Below are 24,683 nucleotides of genomic sequence, written 5' to 3'. Positions count from 1 at the left end.
CAAAGGAATTGTAAGAGACTTTGGGTATTTGCTCATACCATACCCGCTAAAAGCTCTTTGATCAGCATTCCCAATTGCTTGAGTTTGACGGGTTTAGGGAGATATTCATTCGCTCCTACAGCTAAACATTTTTCCTGATCTCCTGGCATAGCTAGGGCTGTGAGGGCAATAATCGGGATCTGGGTGAATTTTGCATCGTCTCTAATTTGCTTGATGGCTTCTAAACCGTCTACTTCCGGCATTTGGATATCCATTAATATCAAGTCTGGCACTTGCTCTTTCACCAGAGCGATCGCTTCTCGGCCGTTTTTCGCTAGGATGATCCGATATCCTATGGCTTCTAAATAACCAGAAATAGTAAAAATATTGGCTGGGTTATCTTCTGCTAGCAAGATGAGTGGAGAACACTTTGCTATTTCTTTCACTGGGGCCTGAATCTTCGATGATAGTGCTTGAGGTACAGCTTCAGGGGAAACATCACAGAGATAGCCACAGGGTAAATCCACAGTAAAGCAGCTACCTACACCTAGTTGACTGCTGACACCAACCTTTCCTCCATGTATTTCCACAATCCGCTTCACCAGAGAAAGCCCCAAACCAGTTCCCTCATACTTACGGTTTAAGGAACTATCAATTTGCACAAAAGGCTGAAATAATTTACGGAGACTTTCCTGGGGAATGCCAATACCTGTATCAATGACAGCAAGGCGAATAAAATCCCGGTAGGATGTGATATTTATTTCTGAAGGAACTTTTTCCTGGCTCACTTCTAAAGTGATTCGACCACCTTCTGGTGTGAACTTGACAGCATTAGTCAGTAAGTTAATCAATACCTGGCGAATCCGCCGTTCATCTAGCAGTAATACTGGTAAATGAGGTGGAATTTTTACCTCCAGCTGGATATGTTTTTGCAAGGCTTGCTGTTTAATAAATGCCAAACTAGATTGACATAGAGGACTGATAGCTGTGGGGGCATAGTTTAATGTCAATTGACCAGCTTCTATTTTCGATAAATCCAGAATGTCGTTAATTAATTCCAACAAATGCTGACCACTACGTTCTATAGTTTGCAAACTCTGTTGTTGTTTGTCATTAATTACCCCAAATGCCTCAGCTTGCAAAGCTTCTGATAGACCGAGAATGGCATTGAGTGGGGTGCGTAGCTCATGGCTCATATTCGCCAGAAACTCATCTTTGAGACGGGTGGCACGAGCTAGTTCTTCATTAGAAATGGCTAATTGCTCATTAGCTTGGCGTAATTCTGACTCCACCTTTTTAGTTTCAGAAATATCCCGATGAGTACCAATCATCCGCAAAGGATTCCCCTGTTGATCACGAACTACAGCCTTACCATAGTTAGAAATCCACCGATATGTACCTGATTTAGTTCTGACTCGATAATTGAGTTTATAGGATTGAGAACCATCTCGAAGGTGAGCATTGAGTCGTTCTAGCACATAGGGCATATCTTCAGGGTGAACTAATTTTTCCCAGGTGCTCACATGTCCTGGTAATTCACCCACCTCAAAATCGAGCATTCCCAGCCATTCAGGGCTGAGATATAGTTCGTTAGTAATTATATTCCAATCCCATAATCCATCTCCAGAAGCTTCCAAGGCTAACAGTAGACGTTCTTCACTTAATCGCAAGGCTGCTTCTGCTATTTCACGTTCCTGTAATGCGGCTTGCTTTTCGGTAATATCGAAAATATAACCAATAATTTCTGTAGGTTTTCCCCTCTCATCTCGCACAACGTGGAACACATCTTCTACCCAACGGTAACTGCCGTCTTGATGCAAAAAACGATATTGGTATTGTTGATATTCTTTTGCTTCTAGTTGGGATAAGTTGTGTAACATCAGGGCTAAATCTTCTGGGTGAATGTGATTAACCCAGAAGTTGGGTTGCATCATGACTTCTGTGGCTGTGTGGCCTAAAATATGATGCACATTTTCACTGATAAAGGTGGGAGTAAAGTTTTCAGATATTGGACTGGTATAAACAATTGCCGGACTGGCTGAGAGGACAAACTCTAAACGTTCTTTGAGTTGTTGATTTTCCAGTTGTTTGAGTCGGCTATCAGTAATATCAAAGTTAATACCAATCATTCTTTGGGGCTGCCCTTGGTAAGTCTGCTGAATGACTCCGTAACCTTTGATGATGCGAATATTGTCATCAGGTAAGATGATTCTGAACTCAATATCTAGTTCTTTTCCCTGGGCAATGACTTCTTGAAAAATTTCGCGCACAGCCACTTTGTCATCGGGATGGATTAATTTTTCAAATTTTTCCCAGACCCCCTGACTGAGGTCAAAGTTGAGGGGAGAAACTCCAAAAAGTTCATACATCCGCTCATCCCAAAGGGAGGAGTTGTTGATTAAATCAAACTCCCAAATCCCCATTTGACCAGAGTTAACGGCTATTTGTAATCGGTCTGACAAATTGCGGAGTTGTGCTTGTGCTTGTTTGAGGGCGGTGATATCTGTCAGAGTACCGATATAACTGATGATATTGCCTTCACTGTCAGTTTCCGGTATGACTTGGCAGTAAAACCAAACCACTGTGCCGTCTGGTTGAAGAAATCTGCCTTCATTTTGATACTCTGTTTTCAGTTTAGATCCTTGTTGCCAATCTTGAAGAATACGTTCCCGATCTTCTGGGTGCAGGGTTTCAATCCAACCTTTTTCTAAGGCTGCTATAGCTTCTCTACCAGTCATTTTTGACCAGTAATGATTGACATAAATACAGTTACTATCTAAGTCGAATCGGAAGATACCTACTGGTGCTGTTGCCGCTAAAGTTGCAAAACGTTGTTCACTCTCACGCAAAGCGGCAGTCCGTTGGCTGACTCTATTTTCTAATTCTTGATTGAGTTGTTGCAGGGCCAATTCTGCTTGCTTACGTTCACTAATATCTCGACCCTCAGGAATAAGCATAACGACTTGTCCAAATTCATCATGGAGGGGACGCAGAGAAAAGTCGATGGTGCTGATTTCATTCCCTGCACCGAATACCTCTACTTCGTAGCGAATAAACTCTCCTTGGGCTGCACGAGCGATCGCTTGCCGTAATTGTTCCTGGGTAGATGGGGAAATTTTCCACCAGCCAGCTTCCCAAAAGGGTCGATTAATGACATCTTCTAGTCGTATACCACCAAAGTTTAAAGCTGTCTGGTTAGCTTCTAGTAAAATTCCCTCTGTGGTCAGTAGTCCAGTAAAGTGAAAGGTCTGATTAAAAATTGCTCGGAATCGCCGCTCGCTGGCTTGTAGTTCCTGCGTCCGTTCTTGTACCTTCTGTTCTAGAGAAGCATTAAGATATTGGAGATTTTCATACAGTTCGGCTTGTTTAATAGCCACAGCCATATGCACAGATAGTTGTTGGAGTAGCTCAGATTCATGGGTTTTCCACTCACAAGTTCTGCTGCATTGGTGGGCAATCAATAAGCCCCAAAGTTGATGGGTAGAATTTTGCTGTTCAGTTGCTTCAATATTCACCAATATCGGTACTACCAAATTGGCTTTGACTGCAAATTTTTCTAGTAATTGGATATGACAATCACTGAGTCCACTCTGATAAATATCGGAGATGGCAAGAACTTTCCCTTGCACATAGGCTGTGCCTTGATGTTCTCGAAAGCAAGTATCCTCAATTTGAAAATTCAGAGATTTAGTCCACTGGGGTAGGACTGACTCAGCCACAATGGTTCCGTTCATTTGAGCATCAAACTGGTAAACTATCACCCGATCTGCCCGCAGAACTTCTCTGACCTCTTGAACGGCTGTTTGCAGGATTTCCTCTAAATTTAAAAATTGCCGGATGCGTAGAGCAATTGCTGTGATGATCTTTTGTTGTTGATCCTGAATCCAGATTTGCTGGGTCAAACAAGCCTTTTCCAAGACCGTGTGTACAGCACGACAAAGGCCAGAAGCTGTGAGTTTACCTTTAATTAAATAGTCCTGAGCACCACTTTTGATGGACTGAGCGGCAATCGCTTCATTTCCTTGTCCAGTTAACATCATGACAGGAGTTTTCATACTGCCAAATCGCAATTCCAACTCCCTCAGAAATTGCAACCCATCCATATCTGGCAATTGATAGTCTACGATTATTAAGTCTGTATGTATTTGCTCTAGTATATTGAGAGCATCTGACCCACACTCTGCTTCAATAATATTGTAGGTAGCTAATATATCTTGCTTTAAATAACGGACGTATAGGGAACGGTCTTCTGGCGAATCCTCCAGAATCAGAACGGAGTAGTGGGAGATTGCCACCATTTTATTTACGCAAATTTAGTATTTTAATTATATCTTATATAAATCAAATATAGTATCAATTAAAACAGCAAATTTTCGCAAAATTTTGGTTAATAAATCAGCAAAAAATAGAATATACGGAAATAAGAAAGATCAGTAATACGTAAAAGAAAATTGCCAACCCAATATAATTTATGATTCAGCTAAAAGCTCTTTAATGAGACTGGCTAATTGCTTAAGTGTGACAGGTTTGGTCAGATAGTCATTGGCACCAGCTTGTAAACATTTTTCCCGGTCTCCTGCCATAGCTAAAGCAGTCAGGGCAATGATAGGAATATGGGTGCAGTTGCTGTCTAATCGAATTTGCTTAATTGCCTCTAGACCATCCACTCCTGGCATTTGAATATCCATTAAAATCAAATCTGGCATTTGGGTTTTAGTGAGAGCGATCGCTGCTTGACCGTCTTTTGCTAAGATAATCCGGTAGCCAATGGCTTCTAAATAGTTAGCAACAGTAAAGATATTCGCTGCATTATCTTCTGCCAGCAAAATTAGAGGTGCTGCTTTTGGAATGGCATCATGAATAAAATTAGCTGTAGATGTTGTTTGATGCCTAAAATCAGTACAGACATCATCAACATGGCTACAGGGTAAATCTATAGTAAAACAACTACCTACACCCAGTTCACTGCTGACACCAACCTTTCCTCCATGGACTTCTACCAGCCGCTTGACGAGAGACAGCCCCAAACCAGTACCAGCATATTGACGATTTAGAGCACTATCAATTTGGATGAATGGTTGAAACAGTTTCTGGAGATTTTCTGACGCAATACCAATACCAGTATCAATCACAGCAATGCGAATATATTCTTGCCCCAATTTCTCCTCTGGTTGAGAAACTAATCGTTGGTGAGAAACTTCTAAAGTGATTTTTCCACCTTCTGGCGTGAATTTCACCGCATTATTGAGTAAATTAATCAACACTTGCCGGATGCGTCTTTCATCTAGCATCAGCTGTGGCAAATGGGGTTGAATATGCACATTAAGTTGGATACGTTTTTGGAAAGCTTGTTGTTTAATAAATGCCAAACTGGATTGACACAGAGGGCCGATTTCTACAGGTACGTAATTTAATTGCAATTGACCAGCTTCTATTTTGGATAAATCCAAGATGTCGTTAATTAATTCCAATAGGTGTTTCCCACTGCGTTCAATGGTTTGTAAACCTTGTCTTTGTTTTTCCGTAATTACCCCAAACACCTCTTCTTGCAAAGCTTCTGATATACCAAGGATGGCATTGAGAGGAGTACGGAGTTCGTGACTCATATTCGCGAGAAATTCATCTTTGAGACGGGTAGCACGGGCCAATTCTTCATTAAATGCTGCCAGTTGTTTATTTGTGGCTTGTAGTTGAGCTTCAGCCAGTTCACGCTCATACAGTGCGGCTTGTTGTTCACTAATATCGACCACATAACCGATAATTTCCGTTGGTCTACCTGCTTCATCCCGCACTAGACGAAATTCATCTTCTATCCACCGATAATTACCATCTTGATGACGGAAGCGATATTGGTAGAGATGATATTCTTTCCCTTCGAGATGGGATAATTCTGCCCAGACACGGTCTACATCTTCCGGGTGGATGCGCTCTAGCCAGAAATTTTGTGTTGCCAACCATTCTGTGGCTGTATATCCTAAGATATCTTGCACATTGTCGCTGATAAAGGTGGCATCAAAGTTTTCATATGCTGGACAGGTATAGATGACAGCAGGACTAGCTGAGAGGACAAATTCTAAACGTTCTTTGAGGCGTTTGTTTTCTAGAGCCTCTTGTTTGCTCTTGGTAATGTCGTAGTTAATACCAATCATCCGTTGGGGCTGACCCTGGGCATTACGTTTGAGCAACCCGTAGGCCTTAATAATGCGAATCGTGCCATCAACTAAAATAATTCTGAATTCTGTATCTAATTCTTCATCTCGGTCTATAGCTGCTTGCAAAGCTCTATGGACAAAGGCTCGGTCTTCAGGATGGAGGAGATTTTCAAATTTCGCCCAAGCTCCGTGACTGGGGTTAAAATGCAGGGGGGAAACACCGAATATTTCATACATCCGCTCATCCCACAACAGAGAATCATTCACTAAATCCAATTCCCAAATGCCTATTTTGGCTGATTTGACTGCCAACTTGAGGCGATCAGATAAATTGCGAAGTTTGATTTCGACTGCCTGTAACTTGGCTTCTGATTGTCTGCTCTCAGTAATGTCAAAGTTAATGCCAATCATCCGTTGGGCTTTGCCTTGATGGTCACGCTGTACGATGGCATAGGCTTTAATAAACTTCACTGTGCCATCAGACCACATCACCCTAAATTCTGGCTCGCAATCCTTTTCCCCAGCAATAGCTTGCTGGATAGTAGCACGGGCAGCTAGAAGGTCTTCGGGATGTAAACTAGCTTCCCATGCTTGGTATGCACCAGGAAAATCGGAGGGATTAGCTCCATAAAGTTCATACATCCGCTCATCCCAGATCAATCGGTCGTTGATAATATCCCAGTCCCAAATGCCAATTTGGCCGGACTTGATCGCCAGATTCAAACGGTCAGATAGATTACGCAGGGCGATTTCTATTTGTTTGCGATCGCTAATATCGAGAATGAGGCCATCCCATAAAATGTCGCCGTTGGCATCTTGTTTTTCTGGTTGGGAAATACCCTGAATCCATTTGAGACGACCGGATGGGGTAATCAATCTTCCTTCCCATGACCAAGGTTGAACAAATTTGGCTGAATAGGCAATAGATTGTTGTAAGGAAGGTAAATCTTCTGGATGGATCAAATCAAAGACGCTATTGATATCCTTTAAGATAATTGCTGGCTCTAGTTCAAAGAGTTCAATACAGCGATCGCTAATATATACAAATTCCTGGGAACCGTCAGGATGAAGGACAAACTGATACATGGTACCAGGGACATTGGCAGCAATGCGCTGAAATCTTGCTTCACTTTGTCTTAAAGCTAGTTCTGAGAGTTTGCGTAAAGTAATATCCCGATCCATGCCACGATAACCGCAAAATTGTTGTTCAGCATCAAAAATGGGAACTCCACTGGTTTCTAAGGTAATTAGTCTGCCATCTTTGTGGCGGTTCATATTTTCTAAGCATTGAAAAGGTGCTTGGTTGACCAGGAATTTCATAAACTCCTGTTGCACTCGTTCTGCTTCTGCCTGTGGCATTAAATCAAAGGGGGTTTTACCTAAAACTTCTTCTGGGGTATATCCCAAAACATTGATAATTTGCGGACTTACATAGGTATAAACTCCAAATTGGTTCACTTCCCATACCCAATCACTGGATGTTTCTACCAGATTGCGGAAACGTTCTTTACTTTCGTGGAGATCGGTTTCTAACTGTTTGATGGCACTAATATCTCGTGAAGTGCCCACTATGGCATAAATTTCACCATCGGCCCTTTTCAAGGGGACTTTAATGGTGTCAAAGGTATAAGTATTACCGGACACATAATAGGTGTTTTGAACTCGCAACCTTTCACCAGATGCAAAGATGATTTGATTTTGCTGATGGCAATTTTCGGCATTTTGTTGTGGTAAAGCCGCAAATATGGTTTTTCCTTCTATTTGTTCACGAGGTTGCTGACAGACTCCTTGGGAAAATGTGGTGTTACAGTAGAGAATTCGCATATCCTGACGGTCGATAACAAATACATAGTCAGGAATGGCATCAATCACATCTCGTAATTCAGCGGTGCGTTGATTTACTTCTGCCTCTAAACTGTGATTTTGTTGTTCTAAAATTTCCAGGAGGCGATCGCGTTCTTGTTCTGTTTGTTTGCGGTCTGTAATATCCTCAGCAATAGCGGCAATGCGGTAAATTTCCCCGGCTGAATTTCTAATGGGGAAACATCGTCCCCCAATCCATCTAATCGAGCCATCAGGCCTAATAATCCGGTACTCTTCGCTGAACAATCCTTGGCCAGCAGCAGCTTCATAGGCTGCATGAATACGTTCGCAATCATCAGGATGAAGATGAGTCATCCAAGAGTCTGGACTGTCATATAAGCTCTGAGTGGGTTGCTGCCAAATTTGCTCATAGGTAGGGTTGACATATAGCAATTCACCAGAGTCAATCTGACGTAGTAACATAACTTGCCGACTATTTTCGGCAAACTGACGAAATTTCTCTTCACTATCTCTCAGTGCATTCTCGGCTTGTTTGCTTTCGGTAATATCTTGAGTCATGAGAATGCCTGCAATCACATTACCATTCTCATCTCGCACCGGGATATGATGGCCTAGGTAGAGGCGATCTCTATAGGGAAGCTCGGCCACCACTGATTCTCCAGCCAGGGCTTGCCGCAACAGGGGAGCGACCATCTCACAAACTGGGGGAGAAAAGATTTCCCAAATGGTTTTCCCTTCCATTGCTGTGATGCTCAAACCAGCACGCTCCAGTCCTAAACCTCCCACCAGTAGGTAGCGCAGGTCATGGTCAAATAGTACAACTACACCATTAGGAAAGTTATCTACCAAGGTGCGATATAGGTGCTCACTCCGTCGTAAAGCTGCTTCAGATTGTTTACGGCTAGTGATGTTAGTAATTGTCCCCACATAACCAATGACATTTCCCTGTGAGTCTTTTTCTGCCACAGCTTGGCCAAATACCCAGATTTCTTCGCCATCTGGTTTCACAAACCGATATTCTGCACTCAAAGGTTCACCTGTTTGGACTAGACGCTGCCATTGAGCTTCTACTATCTCCCTATCTTCTGGATGCAAACTTTTTCTCCATCCCCATTCTGCGGCTTCTTCAGGAGTCAAGCCAGTCTTGTTACACCAACGCTCATTGACATACAAACAATGACCTTGAGCATTAGCCCGGTAAATACCAACAGGGGCTGATGTTGTTAAGGCTGCATAACGTCGCTCACTGGCCTGTAATGCCATTTCTATTTGCTTGCGTTCTGTAATATCCTCGTAGCTACCCAGAACACCAACAATTTCCCCATCAGGGTTACGTAGGGGTACTTTATTAGTGCGTAACCAAATAGTTTGATGATCTCCTTTGGTTAAAGCTTCTTCGATATTAAATTTCATCTCACCTGACTCCATCACCAGGCGATCGTCTGCCTGATAATCTAGAGCCTGTTCCCTCCAAGGCATATCAAAGTCAGTTTTGCCAATAATTTCTGCACTTGACGATAGTCCAGCATCTAACAATAGTTGGCGATTACAACCTAAAAAGCGACTGTTCCGGTCTTTCCAAAAGATGGCCATGGGTAAGCTATCCATGATCACTTGTAAGAGAATTTGGTTTTCCTGAAGTGCTTGTTCAACATTTCTCTGAATGATTTCGCTGCGCTTGGCTGCGGTGATGTCTCTAGCAGCCCAAATCACAGTGGTTGGGGAAATAGGTGAAACGTTAGCATGAAACCACAGTTCTTGATTGGCAATCTGTAAGCTATACTCACACTCACAAGTTTGCTGAGTCGTCAAACTTTGACTAATCGCTCTGCCACAGAGGTCTGCTATCTGACTGGGTAAAACTTCATAAATGGTTTTACCAATCAACTCTGCCGCAGGTCGATAAAGCTTATCTACATTAGTAGGAATAATTTTGAGATAACGCCCCTGTTGGTCAATAATGATCAGCACATCCACCAAGGCATTAAACAACCCACGCAGTTCAGCTTCTGAGGCTTGGAGTGCTTCCACCGCTGCTTGACGCTCACGTTCCAGGCGTTTTTGCTCAGTAATATCTCGACCCTCAGGAATGAGCATGACGACTTGTCCAGATTCATCATGGAGGGGACGCAGAGAAAAGTCGATGGTGGCAATTTGATTTTCCGCACCGAATACCTCTACTTCGTAGCGAATAAACTCTCCTTGGGCTGCACGAGCGATCGCTTGTCGTAATTGCTCCTGGGTAGATGGGGAAATTTTCCACCAGTCAGCTTCCCAAAACGGTCGGTTAATTACATCTTCTAGTTGTATGCCACCAAACTTTAAAGCCGTCTGGTTAACTTCCAGTACAATTCCCTCTGTGGTTAGCAGTCCGGTAAAGTGAAAGGTATGATCAAAAATTGCGCGGTATCGCCGCTCACTGGCTTGTAGTTCCTGTGTCCGTTCCTGTACTTTTTCTTCTAAAGAGGCATTAAAATTTTGGAGATTTTCATATAGCTGTGCCTGCTGAATCGCTACTGCTAAATGGACAGCTAGTTGCTGGAGGAGATTGAGTTCATGGGTTTCCCACTCACGAGTTCTGCTGCACTGATGTACTATCAACAAACCCCAGAGATGCTGGTCAATATTTTCTTCTTGTCTGGCTTCTGGACTCAAAAACATCGGCACAACCAGATGGGCCTTCACTTGAAACTGCTCTAGGAAATCAATATCACAAGCTGTTAACTCAGCATTGTGTATATTAGACATGGCGAAAACTTGATCATCACCATAACCTCTGTGGTCATCTCCCCAGTAAGCACAGGGAATGTGATGTCCTAAAGCAGATGTCCATTCAGGCAAAACAGATTCAGCCACAATAGTGCCATTGACTGCCGATGCAAACTGGTACACCATTACCCGATCTGCTTGGAGAAAATGGCGTACTTCTTGAACAGCAGTGTCTAATATCTCCTGTAATCGCCAGAACTGACGAATATGCAGCAATGTCCTTGCTAATAACTGTGTTTGCTGCTCTTGTATTTGTATTTGTCTCGTCAGGCGGTTTTTTTCCATCACCGCATGAACAGCACAACAGAGTTTACTGGCAGAGAGTTTACTTTTAGTGATGTAGTCTTGGACACCATTTTTCATAGCTTCCACAGCTATGATTTCATTTCCTTGCCCAGTTAACATAATCACTGGAATTTCCACCCTGCCAAATTGCAAACGCAACTTATGGAGAAATTCCAACGCATCTATATCTGGAAGTTGATAGTCGAGAAGAATTAAATCTGGCTGTTTTTGAGTCAGATACGTTAAAGCTTCTAATCCTGTTTCCGCTTCAATAACATCATAGGTGGCAAGTATATCCTGACTTAAGTAACGATGGTATGATAAGCGGTCCTCTGGTGAATCCTCCAGAATCAAAATGGAATAATGGGACATTGCCATAAATTCGTCTAAGTAATTATACAGGAGCAGCGGTAAATTTTAATATCCAATAATTCTAAGGTAACATAAAGATATTTAGTCAGTTGAAAAGTTGTACAATCATCAAGTTTGGGGCTAGTACAGCACCACAGAAGATAAACCAAGTATATTTTGACGAGTTAATTTCTCAATTTGCTCCCTTAAGAACTTGCTTAAATCCATGTATACCCAGTAGAGTATAGTTTTCTACTCTCGCAACGATGAAAGGGTGAAGAGTGAGTCATGAGCAATTACTTCCGTGCTAACGTTGATGCCATGGCGGCTTATGTTCCTGGAGAACAGCCCCAGCCAGGCACACCAATTATTAAGCTGAATAGTAACGAAAATCCCTATCCCCCCACACCAGCAGTGATGGAAGTGCTGGGAAATTTTGACCCTGAGTTGTTAAGACGGTATCCTCACCCATTTGCTCAAGACTTTCGTCACGCGGCTAGTCAAGTTTTAGGAATTCCTAGTAATTGGATCATCGTAGGTAATGGTAGCGACGAGCTATTAAACGTAGTCATGCGAGCCTGTACAGACCTAGAGAGAGAAGTCGTATATCCTACACCAACTTATGTTTTATATAGTACATTAACGCAGATGCAGTCGGCAAGATTGCTAGAAATTCCTTACAGTGAAGACTATCAGCTACCCCTAGAGGAAATCATTGCTGCTAATGGTGCTGTAACATTTATTGCTTCACCCAATAGCCCTTCAGGTCATATAGTACCAAAAGATGATTTACGGAAATTAGCGAGAAATTTAACTGGGGTATTGGTGATAGATGAAGCTTACGTAGACTTTGCTGAAGAAAATGCTCTAGATTTAGTCCAAGAATTTGAGAATGTGTTGGTAATTCGCACCTTATCAAAAGGATACTCCTTAGCAGGAATACGTCTAGGTTTTGGTATTGCCAATCCCCAATTATTGAGCGGATTGTATAAAGTTAAGGATAGTTATAACATTGATGCGATCGCCTGTGCCGTGGGAACAGCTGCTATCAGTGACCAAAATTATAAAAATGCCTGTGTCGCTAAAGTCAAAAAATCCAGAATCAAACTAGCACAAGACTTACAAAAGCTGGGTTTTCAAGTTTGGGAGTCTCACACCAACTTTTTACTTACCCAACCACCACAAAACAATGCCCAAGATATTTATCTTCAGTTAAGAGCCAAAGGAATATTAATTCGTTATTTCCCTCAACCAAGACTAGATGATAAACTGCGGATTACTGTTGGTACTGATGAACAAAATCAAGCTTTAGTAAGTGCATTAAGTCTTATCGTATGATTTAATTTTCAGTCATATAAATGTAGGGTGTGTTGTCGCGTAGCGCAACGCACCATCAATAAAAATGCTACCTTAGCAAACACACCCTACAAGATTAAATAATTTGTGTCTAAATACTCAATTTTTCACCCCGAATAGCATAATCTAACAACTCCATGGGGTGAATAACTGAGATATTCTTCCCTTGCAATTGTAAATGTTTACTAATTTGTAAACTGCATCCAGGATTAGGAGAAGCAATTAAATTTGCACCTGTGTTTACTAAATTTGTAGCCTTTTGTTGCCCTAATTCTTCCGCAATTTCTGGCTGCAACATATTATAAACGCCCGCACTGCCACAACATAAAGCGGCATCAATTGGTTCTCTTAAAGTCACACCAGGAATTTGCTTTAATAATTGCCGGGGTTGAATACTGATCTTTTGTCCATGGAGTAAATGACAAGCATCTTGATAAACTAAATTCACTGGTTTATCAGCTAAGGGAGAGAGTTTAGCGGTCAATCCAACATTAGCTAAAAACTCTTGTGCATCTTTCACTTTTCCTGCGAATTCTTTAGCTTTATCTCTATATTCTGGGTCATCAGCGAGAATATGACCGTATTCTTTTAAAGTATGCCCACAACCAGCAGCATTAATAATAATAAAGTCTACGCCTGTATCAGCAAAACTATCAATCATCTGTCTGGCTAAAGTTTTTGCTTGTTCTGTCTGTCCTTGGTGTTCGGGAAGGGCAGCACAACAACCTTGGGATTTAGGAATAACTACTTCACAACCATTGGCTGTTAATACTCTCACTGTTGCTTCGTTCACAGGTGAGAAAAACAGTCGTTGTACACATCCCAAAATTACACCTACACGATAACGTTTTTTGCCTTGGGCAGGAATGATATCTGCTAAATTATCTTGAAAAGATTGGAGGGTAATTTCTGGCAGAATTGATTCCATTGCTGCCAAACGAGGGGATATTTTCTTAATTAAACCAGTGGCGCGTAATATTTGAGAAATTCCCAATTTTTGATAAATGAATAAGGGAAATAGGAAAATCCTTAATAAGTCAGGATTGGGAAATAACGAGAAGATTAATTTGCGAATAAATTGGTCAGAAAGACTACGGGAATAGTTCCGCTCTACTTGGTGACGAGTGGCAGAAATTAACTTATCATACTGCACTCCAGAAGGACAAGTTGTGACACATGCTAGACACCCTAAACAGGAATCAAAGTGCTGTACTGTGGCTGTATTCAGTGCTATTTCCCCTTCGTTAATCGCATCCATTAAATAAATGCGTCCTCTGGGGGAATCCATTTCTTTACCAATGACTCGATAGCTGGGACAAGTAGAAAGACAAAATCCACAATGGACACAACTATCAATTAGTTTTGGGTCTGGTGGGTGATTGGGGTCAAAGCCCTGTAAATTCTTAATACTAGCAGTATTATTAGTTGCACCTTCAGAAACTTGCATTTAATTTTCTCCCCTCTGCATTTTGGCGGTTTTTGTCAATTAAATCCCATGGACAAACCGACCAGGATTTAAAATATAATTCTTGTCAAACTGTTCTTTAATCCGTCCCATGACATGTAAAGCATTGCCATTGTATCCCCAAATATCAATTTTTTCTTTTACTGATAAAGGTGCTGTTAAAACTGATAAAAAGCCAGCATGAGTTTGACATAATTTCCTCACAGCTAGGGTTTGTTGTTGATTTTCTAAATTAGCTATACCTAAACCACTACCAATATGAATTACACCTAATTCTAATTGATTTAAAATCTCCACTGCGGCTGTGGGTAATACTCCTATTTTGGCAGTAATTCTCTGTTCTAGTCCATAACTATATATTTGTTCTGGTAATCTTTGCCATAAATCGATTTCGTCTTCGCCAGCATAGATTATGCCATTTAAGCCTAATTTTTGCCCTAATTCTAATAGTCTTTGGGATTGTTCTTTGACACTTTCGCTAATACTTTGAAACCGAGCTAATAAAGCTATTTCTGCACCTAAACCCAAGACAGCAGCCAATTTACTAGATACTAAATCTGCTTGGGTAGGTGTTAAGGCAGAAGCTTTGAGGGTAGCAGCAGCTTGAGCTATGGCATCGGGTTGACCTGTTAATACTACTGTTCCCGAACTTTCTGGTTGAGGATAGACCCGAAATGTTACTTGGCTGATCATACCTAATGTACCGTAAGCACCAGTAAATAATTTCATTAAGTCGTAACCAGCTACGTTTTTCACTACCCTTCCCCCGGCTTTGGCAATTTGTCCATCTGCGCGGACAAAGGTAATACCGAGAATTTGGTCACGCACGCTGCCATAGCGTTGTCTGAGGGAACCTGTATCGGCTGTTGCCACGATACCACCGATGGTAGCTGATGCTGGTGCAAAGGGGTCAAGGGCTAATGTTTGTCGAGATTTGGCTAAAATTTCTTGTATCTGGGCAAATTTCATCCCAGCTTCTACAGTAATAGTTAAGTCACCAACGGCATGTTCGATGAGTTGGTTAATATATTCGGTACTAACGATAATATCAATATTTTGAGTGAGACCCCCCCAGTTAAGTTTACTGCCACTACCGCAGCAGAGAACACGCCATTTATTTTGGTTAGCGGTGGTAATCACAGAGGCTAGTTGTGTTTGGGTGCGAGGATAAACGATACAACTAGGCTGGTTTTTAGATACTATTACCTGCTGGAAGGCTTGCTGCTGTGTGGGGGGAAGATTTTCCCATGCTAAAACGGCGTTTTGTTCACTGAGAATAGTTGTCAGGGTAGAGGCGATCGCATTCATTAGTCTATTGTTATATCCTCCTTACTAATGTACTGGTTATTCTTACCAAAAAATCTCATCAGCAAATATCCAAGCCTCACATTGGTGATCAATAATATTTAATCTATTAACAGCATCAGAATTGAGAATCATAGTCTAAATCAGCTTCTTCTATGTCAATCTGCGATAAAGATTTATGACGAAAGTGCTACAAAGTTTAATAAAATATGTGTATTCCAACATAAGTATTTTTGCTCATTGACATGATTGTGGATGAATTTCCTTGGCTGACTGCGATTTTCCTACTACCGCTTGTTGCTTCCATGTTCATACCCCTGCTGCCAGATAAAGATGGCAAACTAGTGCGGTGGTATGCCTTGGGTGTGGGATTCGCAGATTTTCTTTTGATGTGCTACACCTTTTGGAGTCATTACGATGCGAGTAGTGCCGACTTTCAACTAGCAGAGAAGTACACATGGTTACCTCAGTTAGGTTTGAGTTGGGCAGTATCAGTTGATGGAATATCCTTCCCTCTCGTGCTACTAGCAGGTTTTGTCACCACCCTATCTATGTTTGCAGCGTGGCAAGTTAATTTGAAGCCTCGTCTGTTCTACTTCTTAATGTTGGTGCTGTATGCTGCCCAAATTGGGGTATTCATTGCCCAAGACTTGCTGTTATTCTTCATCATGTGGGAAATAGAACTAGTTCCCGTTTACTTGCTAGTCTCTATTTGGGGTGGCCCAAAACGCCGCTATGCTGCTACAAAATTTTTACTTTATACCGCCGCAGCTTCTATCTTTATCTTAGTGGCTGGTTTGGCTATGGCTCTCCACGGCGACAATATGACCTTTGATATTGTTGAACTAGGCGCGAAAAATTACCCCTTAGGTTTAGAACTATTACTGTATGCAGGGTTGTTAATTGCCTTTGGTGTGAAGTTGGCGATTTTCCCCTTACATACTTGGTTGCCAGATGCCCACGGTGAAGCTTCTGCCCCTGTATCCATGATTTTGGCAGGTGTACTGTTGAAAATGGGTGGATACGGTTTAATTAGGTTGAATTTAGATTTATTAGCTGACGCTCATATTTATTTTGCTCCTGTTCTTGCTGCTTTAGGTGTCATCAATATTATTTATGGGGCGTTGAATTCTTTCGCTCAAACTCACATGAAGCGTCGGTTGGCCTACTCATCAGTTTCCCATATGGGATTCGTGTTGTTGGGTATAGCTTCCTTTACTGATGTGGGAGTGAGTGGGGCTATGCTACAAATGCTTTCCCACGGTCTCATTGCTTCGGTTCTCTTCTTCCTGGCTGGTGTTACCTACGATCGCACCCATACAATGGCGATGGATAGTTTAGGTGGTATTGGTCAAGCTATGCCTAAAGTTTTCGCCCTGTTTACAGCTGGGGCAATGGCATCCTTGGCTTTACCTGGCATGAGTGGCTTTGTGAGCGAATTACAGGTGTTTGTTGGTGTCACCACAAGTGATATCTACAATCCTACTTTCTGTACCGTCATGGTCTTCCTAGCAGCAGTAGGAGTTATCCTTACCCCAATTTATTTACTTTCCATGTTGAGACAGGTATTTTACGGTACTGGTTCAGACCTAAGCTGTGATATCAACAATGCAGCCTTGGAAAATCAGGAAGACGAAGGCACAGTTTGTTTTGGTACAGATTGCCTCTTACCTACCGAAGCAGTTTATAGTGATGCTAGACCACGGGAAGTGTTTATTGCAGCTTGTTTTCTGGTCTTAATTATTGGAGTTGGTGTTTATCCCAAAATAGCAACGCAGATGTATGACGTGAAGACAGTTGCTGTCAACACCCATGTGCGTCAATCATATATTCAAATAGCTCAGGAGAATCCCCACATCTTTGCCAAGCAATTGTTTGCACCTCAAATTGCAGAATCTGATTTAGCTGTGGTGGGAATTATTAAGTAGGGGACGGGGGACAGGTGACAGGTGACAGGTGACAGGTGACAGGTGACAGAAAGAGAGGAGGAGTAGAGGAGAGGGTGAGGAAAAAGAAGATATCCCTATTAATCCTTGTCCCCCTTGTCTTCCGTTTCCCCTTTCCACCCCTTGTCCACTGCTACAGCAGTATCAACATGTAGGAACAAATAATTCCTTTTGAGTTTTGAGGAATTGCAGTCTGGGATTTCTGGCCACTTGTGTCAATTGATGTTGTTTTCGCCAACTTGTGGGAGAAATGCCATGATGTTGGCGAAATTGACGGGAGAAATGGCAAGCATGTTGATAACCAAGTTTGGTGGCTATTTCTTCGATAGTTTGATTGGTATTTTGCAATAAAGGGCGTGCTGCGGCCATACGTCGTTTCACTATCCAACCGTTTACAGTTTCTCCAGTTTGTTTAGCTACTTGGTTAGTTAAATAGGCTGGAGAATATCCTACAGCTTCGGCAACATCGGATAAAGTAATTCCCTGGTGATAATAGGCTTCGATAAATTCAAATACTTTCTGGAGATGACCAATAGGAGGGAAGATGGAGTGTGATGTTATATCTTCTTTCCTGTTGGTGAGGGGATAATCTTCAGAGGTAAAATGACTAGTGGCGTACCAATGCCTAAGTATTGCTTGTTTTTCCAGTCGAATAGCGATCGCTTTTAATAGTTCATCTACTGTCGAAGGCTTAGTCAAATAGTCATCAGCCCCCAACTCCATTGCTTTTCTAATAGCAGCTTTATTATGATTAGCAGTTAACACAATTAACGGAATAATTGCAGTTAATGGGTCTTGACGTAATTTAGACAAAACTGAGTAACCATCCATTTCTGGCATCACCAAATCGCAAATTACTAAATCAGGTAAATATTCTTTGGTTAGTTCAACTCCCACATAGCCATTTTCTGCACCAATAGCATTAAATCCCTCCTGCTGCAAGCAGTCTAAAAACAAATTACGAGTCACTGTATCATCTTCAATGACAATAATAGTTTTCAGTGATGTGTAGAGCATATTTTTCTGTCAATTATTTCTAAGAATTAAAAATTAAAAAGTTATTGTTCTCAAACACCTATCTAACTTGCATTTATTAGTGAATTTATCAAAATTGATACTATTCATAGAACTGGAAGATTATTTCATCCTGAATTTTTGACTGGATATTTTTTCAAATCATAAGAATTGCTCACTTCATATTTATTTTTTTTCCCCAGCATTCGACTTGAGTAATGGCAAAATCACAGTAAAGGTACTACCTACACCAACTGTACTGTCTAATATAATTTCACCCTGATATAAATCCACTAAAGTTTTGACAATTGATAAACCCACTCCAGCACCAGGTATATTCTCCACATTTCGTCCTCGATAAAATGGCTCAAATAATCTGGATTTGTCTATTGCAGGAATACCAATACCCCTATCTTGAACTTGAAATATCACTTTTTCTTCACCACAAATCAAAATCAAATCCACTGCCTGATCTAAGGGTGAATATTTAATTGCATTTTCCAGTAAATTCTGTAAAATTGGCTGCAATATCTGTTGATTTATTCGTACTTTTGTGCAGGTGCATTTACTTATAAAGTTAATATTTTTCTCACTATTAATAATTTTCAGTTGTGATAGTAAATTATCACAAAACTCCACCAAGTCAATGATTTGTGAATCAACATAAATTCCTGTTGACTTGATTTTAGCTAAAAGTAATATATCTTCTACCATACTATTCAATTGGTCTACTGCTGTCTGGATATGATCAATTAATGGCTTGATTTTTTCTAGCAATAATCCATCTGTATGATGCTTTAGTAAACTGTTAGAAAAGGAAATAATATTTAGAGGAACCCGCAGTTGATGAAATAAAATAGGCAGAAAATTACTTTGTAAATCACTAAAATTGGTATTTTCCAGGGCAGAATATAATTCTTTTTGGCTAAAACTCGTTAGTTTATCTATATTCTTATGTACAAAAGCACAAATAAAACTTACATCTTGATATTTAATATAAGTCATCATAATTTCTACTTCTAATATCTGACTATTTTTAGTACGATATCGAGATGAAAAAGAAAGCTTTTTTTGCATAAAGAGTAATTGCCATTGTTGCAACCAATTCTTTACAGAAAAATCTACATCTATATTAGCTATTTTCATAGATAGTAGTTCTTCACGGGAAAATTCTGTTAATTTACAAAATGCTTCATTTACATAAACAAAATCAGTATTTTCATTTATACAAAATGCTGCTTCTATAGTCTGATTAATTAAAATTTTAGCTAATTTACACTCTAGCTCTAAATTTGATGTCAATTGAGACTTGGGTTGAATTAGGGCAGATTCATCGAAGTTCATATACCTCCCCATTCCTAACTATTAGCGGCTAATGATAGGTATCTTTCTATCACTAATACAAGAAAAACAATTATTCTTGTTAGAGTGATACAAGCAGCAAGTCAATGTCAATAACTTGTAACTTAACCAAAAACATATTTTGATGATTTGGCTGTTGTGTCGCTCAATATTTCCTTTTACTTATACCATTTAACGAAAATACTGATATATCAGGATTTCTTCTAGGGTTTGAGCAATGCTCAATTCTTAACTAAGTATTTGTATTCTCATCAAATTGGCATCAGTATAAGAGTATTAGCTCAATTTATATCAATAAAATTTTTGCGTAGGAATTAAGAAGAACCGATGGTTATATAGTAGTCCTAAATGGTGGGAGAGATAATTTTGTTGCATATTTAGCTTTTATGATTCTTTGGTGCATACAAATAAAATTTTGTCAAGGTTGTTTAACGTAGATTTGACCTAGTTGATTTGTCCGAAATTGGCAAATTTTTAGTCTTTAACCTCTATTATTTTAATTTGCTGTTTCAGGGATTTAACTATAAAAGAATATGCCTGGTCTTCCTTCTGAGGGATGACCTTAGACATAATTAATTAACCTTTTCGTCTTCAACATCTGACCCAAGAAATAAAAAATATTAAGCTATTATGTGATGCTGTATACATAATGCTTTTCAATTTTCTTAACAAGAGTCCCACAACGTAGGACAAAGCTTAGAAATTTTGGCTTTGGGCTTAATCTTTGGTTACTGGTGAGTAAAATCAAAATTTTTCATCTGCTATCTCAAACCTCATCTCCTCTGGGTCATAACCAAGGGGAAGTCTGAAATTTTGATATCAATTCATATTTTTTTAATCCCCCAAAAGGAATATTTTTTAATAAGATTTACCATCACTACCAAAATATTCCCGATAGCTGCAAATTTTCTCTCCCCGAATCTCGAAACAGACAACAACACGATTTTTATAAGGTTGTCCAAATAGCAGTCCTTCGTCTCGAAACTCAAAAATCACGGTTTTTTCATTACTAGCTACATTGTCTACAGCTACTATTTTGATTCCTGGACTAAAAGCCTCAGAAACATATTGAAAAAATTCTTTTGCGCGTTCTTTCCCTACATTCAAACCATGAAATTTACCCATGGGAAACCAAAAGGTAAAATCATCTGTGAGCATATCGAGAAATGGTTGCCATTCTCCAGTTGCTAAACCATGTGTGAAATGCTCAAATCCTATTTGAGCAACTTTGAGGGTATTTTCTGATATTGTCATTGGTTAATTCATTCAAATCTGACCATTACTTTGCCGCAATTCTGACCATTCAGCAAGTATTGCACTGCATCGGGGATAGACTCTAGTCCTAAAAATTCTTGGGGATCAACAATGACTTTGATTTGATTGCTGTAAAATAGATTTAAAAGACGTTCTCTTGCTGCTGGTACATGTTCTTGATAATGTGGCATCAGAAAACCCCTCACAGAAGCAGCTTTCCAGAAAATTTGTTGATAGATACGAGGTTGATTAACTAGTTCTGGAATTTTGGCATATTCAGAAATAAAACCAACTACCACTAACCGTCCCCGCACTGCTAAATTATCCACGCAGGTGTCGAAAACTTGTTTACCTACACATTCAAAAATCAAATTGATGCCATTGGGATATTCTTGGTGGAGAATTTGGTTCAGGTTTTCTGTACGATAGTTAATAGTGCGATCGCACCCCAACTCTCTCAATAATTGCCCTTTGGTGTCGGAACCACAAACACCAATCACATGATTTCCAGCTAACTTAGCCAGTTGCACCGCAATATGTCCAGTTCCTCCTGCTGCTGCTGTGACTAACACCACTTCATTACTTTTCATCTCTCCCCCTTGTTCTAGGGCCACCAAGGCTGATATACCTGTAGGCATGAGGGCTAGTACCTCTGGTGTTGCTTCCCTGACCTTCACAGCCAATTTGGCATCAATCAGCTGATATTCTCGATAACCCCCTCCCCGCACATTGGTAACAACTGCATCACCTAGTTGAAAATCTTCAACATTCTCCCCCACCGCGACAACTTCCCCCACTGCTTCCACACCTAAATCAAAAGGTGGAGTTAAGTTAACATAGGGAACTTCCCCACGACACAATAAAGTATCAAACCCACCGTTAACACCAGCAAATTTGTTTTTAATTAAAATTTCCTTGCTTCCTGGTTCAGGAATAGGAATTTCAACAATTTCAATAGCAGATTTGAAGTCTTGATGCAGTTGTTTTACTGTTAACTTCCTGTAGGTTTTTGCTGTCATTTAATTCTGATATTAATTCTAGAAAAGCAGGAAACAGATGGGTAAATGGGTTTGAGTAAAACCCAACCAAGATAAGACTTTGAGGTGTTAGCTTGATGGTATAAAATTCACCTCAAAGGCTTTTTAAATACAAGGTTTTAACTCTTTTCTCTAAGATAAAGCTTTATCCCAATCTAATTGATGAGCTAAACCATACTTGATAAAATCTGCTGCTTCCGCTTTGTCGCTTTTCCCGAACACACCTAAGCTGTAAGGATTATCCTGCATACGTTGTGCGACTTGTTCCTGCTCAAAGGCTATCACTTCTGCTCTAGGCATCTCTGGCTTAAAGAAGTCTACAACCAAAACCGTGCGATCGCAATTCGTGTAATTATGGGGGCAGTGGGGATAGCTATGATCTAAAACCATAAATTCCCCCTCATACCAATAAAGCTTGTCATGGCATATTTTCATAGCTATATCACCCTCAGGCACAATTAAGCCTAGATAGCCACGATTCATATGCGGGTTATAGTTGACATGGAGTTTAATATCTAAACCAGGATGGAACGTACCAAAATAGACGTTTCTCAGTAAATTATCTTCAACAAAGTTGACTTCTGTGATCACCTGAGCCAAATTAGGAAAATATTTTTCTCTTAATGCCAGGGCTTTTGCTGATGCTGTTTCTGCCGAATAATCTGGATATTTGATTTGATGTAATTGGATATATTCGTCAATAAATAATCCTTGAAAGAGAATACCAAAGGCACTGTATTTTGAACTTCCTTTCGTTTTTATCGTTTGACTTTTAGGCCCTAGCACATCGTAAGTAAACTTTAATTCCTCCTCCGATGCTTGGTTAAGGAAACTAGTAAACTCATCTCTGATGACTTGCCATTTATCTTGCAAAGTTTTCAAAAACGGAAATGCTCCAGGATTGAGATGATATTCATTAAAATTTGTCATAGCTTTTTATCCTTAATTTATTTGCATAAACAACTGTTACATATTCATGGATATAAGCTTTGTGTTCCGATACTATATTGAAGCTGGATAACCCAGAAATTAGCTGCTTTACCAATTTTAATGTGAGGTCTACTGTGTCGGAACCTCCTCTATTAGATAAAATTATCAAAAATGTCCGAGTAGTTCGTCCCCATACTCACACTGTCGAACTACTAGATATAGGCATTAAAGATGAAAAATTTGCCCAGATTACTCCTTATATTAACCCAGACCAAGGAAAAGAAGTATTTGATGCCAAAAATCTGCTAGGCTTTCCTGGAGTTGTGGATGCTCACATGCACATCGGCATTTATCAACCCCTTGACCAAGATGCAGTAACTGAAAGCAAAGCTGCGGCCATGGGGGGAGTAACTACCAGCCTTAACTATATTCGTACAGGACAATATTATCTAAATAAAGGCGGTTCATACCAAGATTTTTTTCCTGAAGTATTAGCATTATCCACAGGCAATTTTTTTGTTGATTATAGCTATCACATTGCACCTATAGCCAGTCAGCATATCGAGGAAATTCCTTTCTTATTTACAGAATATGGGATAACTTCCTTTAAAATTTTTATGTTTTATGGGGGTTATGGTTTACATGGTTTATCTAACAAACAAAACCTCTTTCTCATGATTAATAAAGAGGAACGCTATGACTTTGCTCACTTTGAGTTTATTATGCGGGGTATCACTCGCTTGATGGTGGAATATCCCCAAGCTAAAGATACTATTAGTTTAAGTTTACACTGCGAAATTGCCGAAATTCTCAACGCCTATACCAAAATAGTCGAAAATGATTCTAACTTGACTGGACTTCATGCTTACAGTGCAGCGCGTCCTCCTCATTCAGAAGGTTTAGCAATTAGTATTGCTTCTTATTTAGCCCATGAAACTAACTGTGTAAATATCAATTTATTACATCTGAGTTCCCGGAAAGCAATAGAGGCAGCTTTGACAATGCAAACTGCTTTCCCTCATATTAATTTTCGACGGGAAGTCACCGTAGGGCATTTATTATTAGATGTTGATACTGCCAATGGTACTTGGGCAAAAGTCAACCCTCCTATTCGTCCCCGTGCTGATGTAGAATATCTATGGCAAGCTGTGATTAATAATCAAATAGATTGGATAGTAAGTGACCATGCTTGCTGTGCTGCGGAACAAAAAATAAGTGCAAAAGACCCAAATAACATTTGGTTAGCAAAATCTGGTTTTGGTGGTACGGAATATTTACTTTCAGGGGTTTTGAGTGAAGGTAGTAAGCGGGGAATGTCTTACAACCACATGGCAAAGCTACTATCTTGGAACCCATCAAGACGTTTTGGTTTATTCACAAAAGGTGATATTGCTATTGGTTATGATGCTGACTTGGTGTTAGTAGACCCCAATGAAAGTTTTGTGGTGCGTGCTGCTGAGTCAGAATCACAGCAAGGTTACACACCTTTTGAAGGAATGGGATTAACAGGAAAGGTGAAGAGTACGTTTTTAAGAGGTAATTTGATTTATAGCTATAGCCATCAAGATTAGGACGTAAACTATAAGAGTTCCCATAGCATCTCCCGATTTCAATGGCTAAACCTTATAGTGATGATTTTCGGCAAAAGGTAATG

General features: G+C 40.3%; 12 protein-coding genes. 3 read left to right on the top strand and 9 right to left on the bottom strand.

Features of this window, described 5'->3' with window-relative positions:
* Nucleotides 1–32 precede the first annotated feature (32 nt).
* On the bottom strand, nucleotides 33–4,277 hold the full coding sequence (locus H6G73_RS11020; protein ID WP_190604281.1) for a PAS domain-containing protein: 4,245 nt from the start codon (nucleotides 4,275–4,277) through the stop codon (nucleotides 33–35).
* A gap of 171 nt (nucleotides 4,278–4,448) precedes the next feature.
* Nucleotides 4,449–11,381 carry a PAS domain S-box protein gene (locus tag H6G73_RS11015; protein WP_190604280.1) on the bottom strand — a complete coding sequence of 2,311 codons (6,933 nt, stop codon included), beginning with the start codon at nucleotides 11,379–11,381 and terminating at the stop codon, nucleotides 4,449–4,451.
* 267 nt (nucleotides 11,382–11,648) lie between these two features.
* Here H6G73_RS11015 and hisC point away from each other — a divergent pair, with 267 nt between their 5' ends.
* Nucleotides 11,649–12,698, top strand: coding sequence for a histidinol-phosphate transaminase (gene hisC / locus H6G73_RS11010; protein ID WP_190604277.1), 1,050 nt, complete (start codon nucleotides 11,649–11,651; stop codon nucleotides 12,696–12,698).
* A 109-nt stretch (nucleotides 12,699–12,807) separates the two neighbouring features.
* Here the strand turns inward: hisC and H6G73_RS11005 are convergent, their stop codons facing one another.
* Both H6G73_RS11005 and H6G73_RS11000 read right to left on the bottom strand, forming a co-directional pair.
* On the bottom strand, nucleotides 12,808–14,163 hold the full coding sequence (locus H6G73_RS11005) for a (Fe-S)-binding protein (RefSeq protein WP_190604275.1): 1,356 nt from the start codon (nucleotides 14,161–14,163) through the stop codon (nucleotides 12,808–12,810).
* Between the two features lie 39 nt (nucleotides 14,164–14,202).
* Nucleotides 14,203–15,489 (bottom strand): FAD-binding oxidoreductase, encoded by a 1,287-nt coding sequence (locus H6G73_RS11000; protein WP_190604272.1) that lies wholly within the window; start codon nucleotides 15,487–15,489, stop codon nucleotides 14,203–14,205.
* 242 nt (nucleotides 15,490–15,731) lie between these two features.
* Here H6G73_RS11000 and H6G73_RS10995 point away from each other — a divergent pair, with 242 nt between their 5' ends.
* The gene (locus H6G73_RS10995) at nucleotides 15,732–17,414 is read left to right on the top strand and encodes an NAD(P)H-quinone oxidoreductase subunit 4 (protein ID WP_199317699.1); all 1,683 of its coding nucleotides are present in this window, start codon (nucleotides 15,732–15,734) and stop codon (nucleotides 17,412–17,414) included.
* Between the two features lie 162 nt (nucleotides 17,415–17,576).
* On the opposite strand, the gene H6G73_RS10990 is transcribed toward H6G73_RS10995, so the two are convergent.
* The 5 genes from H6G73_RS10990 to H6G73_RS10970 form a co-directional block, all read right to left on the bottom strand.
* On the bottom strand, nucleotides 17,577–18,449 hold the full coding sequence (locus H6G73_RS10990) for a response regulator (protein ID WP_190604270.1): 873 nt from the start codon (nucleotides 18,447–18,449) through the stop codon (nucleotides 17,577–17,579).
* A gap of 183 nt (nucleotides 18,450–18,632) precedes the next feature.
* Nucleotides 18,633–19,790 (bottom strand): sensor histidine kinase, encoded by a 1,158-nt coding sequence (locus tag H6G73_RS10985; RefSeq protein ID WP_190604269.1) that lies wholly within the window; start codon nucleotides 19,788–19,790, stop codon nucleotides 18,633–18,635.
* A gap of 876 nt (nucleotides 19,791–20,666) precedes the next feature.
* Nucleotides 20,667–21,062 (bottom strand): nuclear transport factor 2 family protein, encoded by a 396-nt coding sequence (locus H6G73_RS10980; RefSeq protein WP_190604267.1) that lies wholly within the window; start codon nucleotides 21,060–21,062, stop codon nucleotides 20,667–20,669.
* Nucleotides 21,063–21,070: 8 nt separating this feature from the next.
* On the bottom strand, nucleotides 21,071–22,081 hold the full coding sequence (locus tag H6G73_RS10975) for a zinc-binding dehydrogenase (RefSeq protein ID WP_190604265.1): 1,011 nt from the start codon (nucleotides 22,079–22,081) through the stop codon (nucleotides 21,071–21,073).
* 150 nt (nucleotides 22,082–22,231) lie between these two features.
* Nucleotides 22,232–23,029 carry an aspartyl/asparaginyl beta-hydroxylase domain-containing protein gene (locus H6G73_RS10970; protein ID WP_190604263.1) on the bottom strand — a complete coding sequence of 266 codons (798 nt, stop codon included), beginning with the start codon at nucleotides 23,027–23,029 and terminating at the stop codon, nucleotides 22,232–22,234.
* A 134-nt stretch (nucleotides 23,030–23,163) separates the two neighbouring features.
* Between H6G73_RS10970 and H6G73_RS10965 the strand changes: the two genes are divergently transcribed.
* Nucleotides 23,164–24,600, top strand: coding sequence for an amidohydrolase family protein (locus H6G73_RS10965; RefSeq protein ID WP_190604260.1), 1,437 nt, complete (start codon nucleotides 23,164–23,166; stop codon nucleotides 24,598–24,600).
* Nucleotides 24,601–24,683 lie beyond the last annotated feature (83 nt).

Origin of the sequence: Richelia sinica FACHB-800 (assembly GCF_014698825.1) — a bacterium.
Classification (GTDB): Bacteria; Cyanobacteriota; Cyanobacteriia; order Cyanobacteriales; family Nostocaceae; genus FACHB-800.
This window is presented reverse-complemented; position numbering and strand designations above follow the sequence as displayed.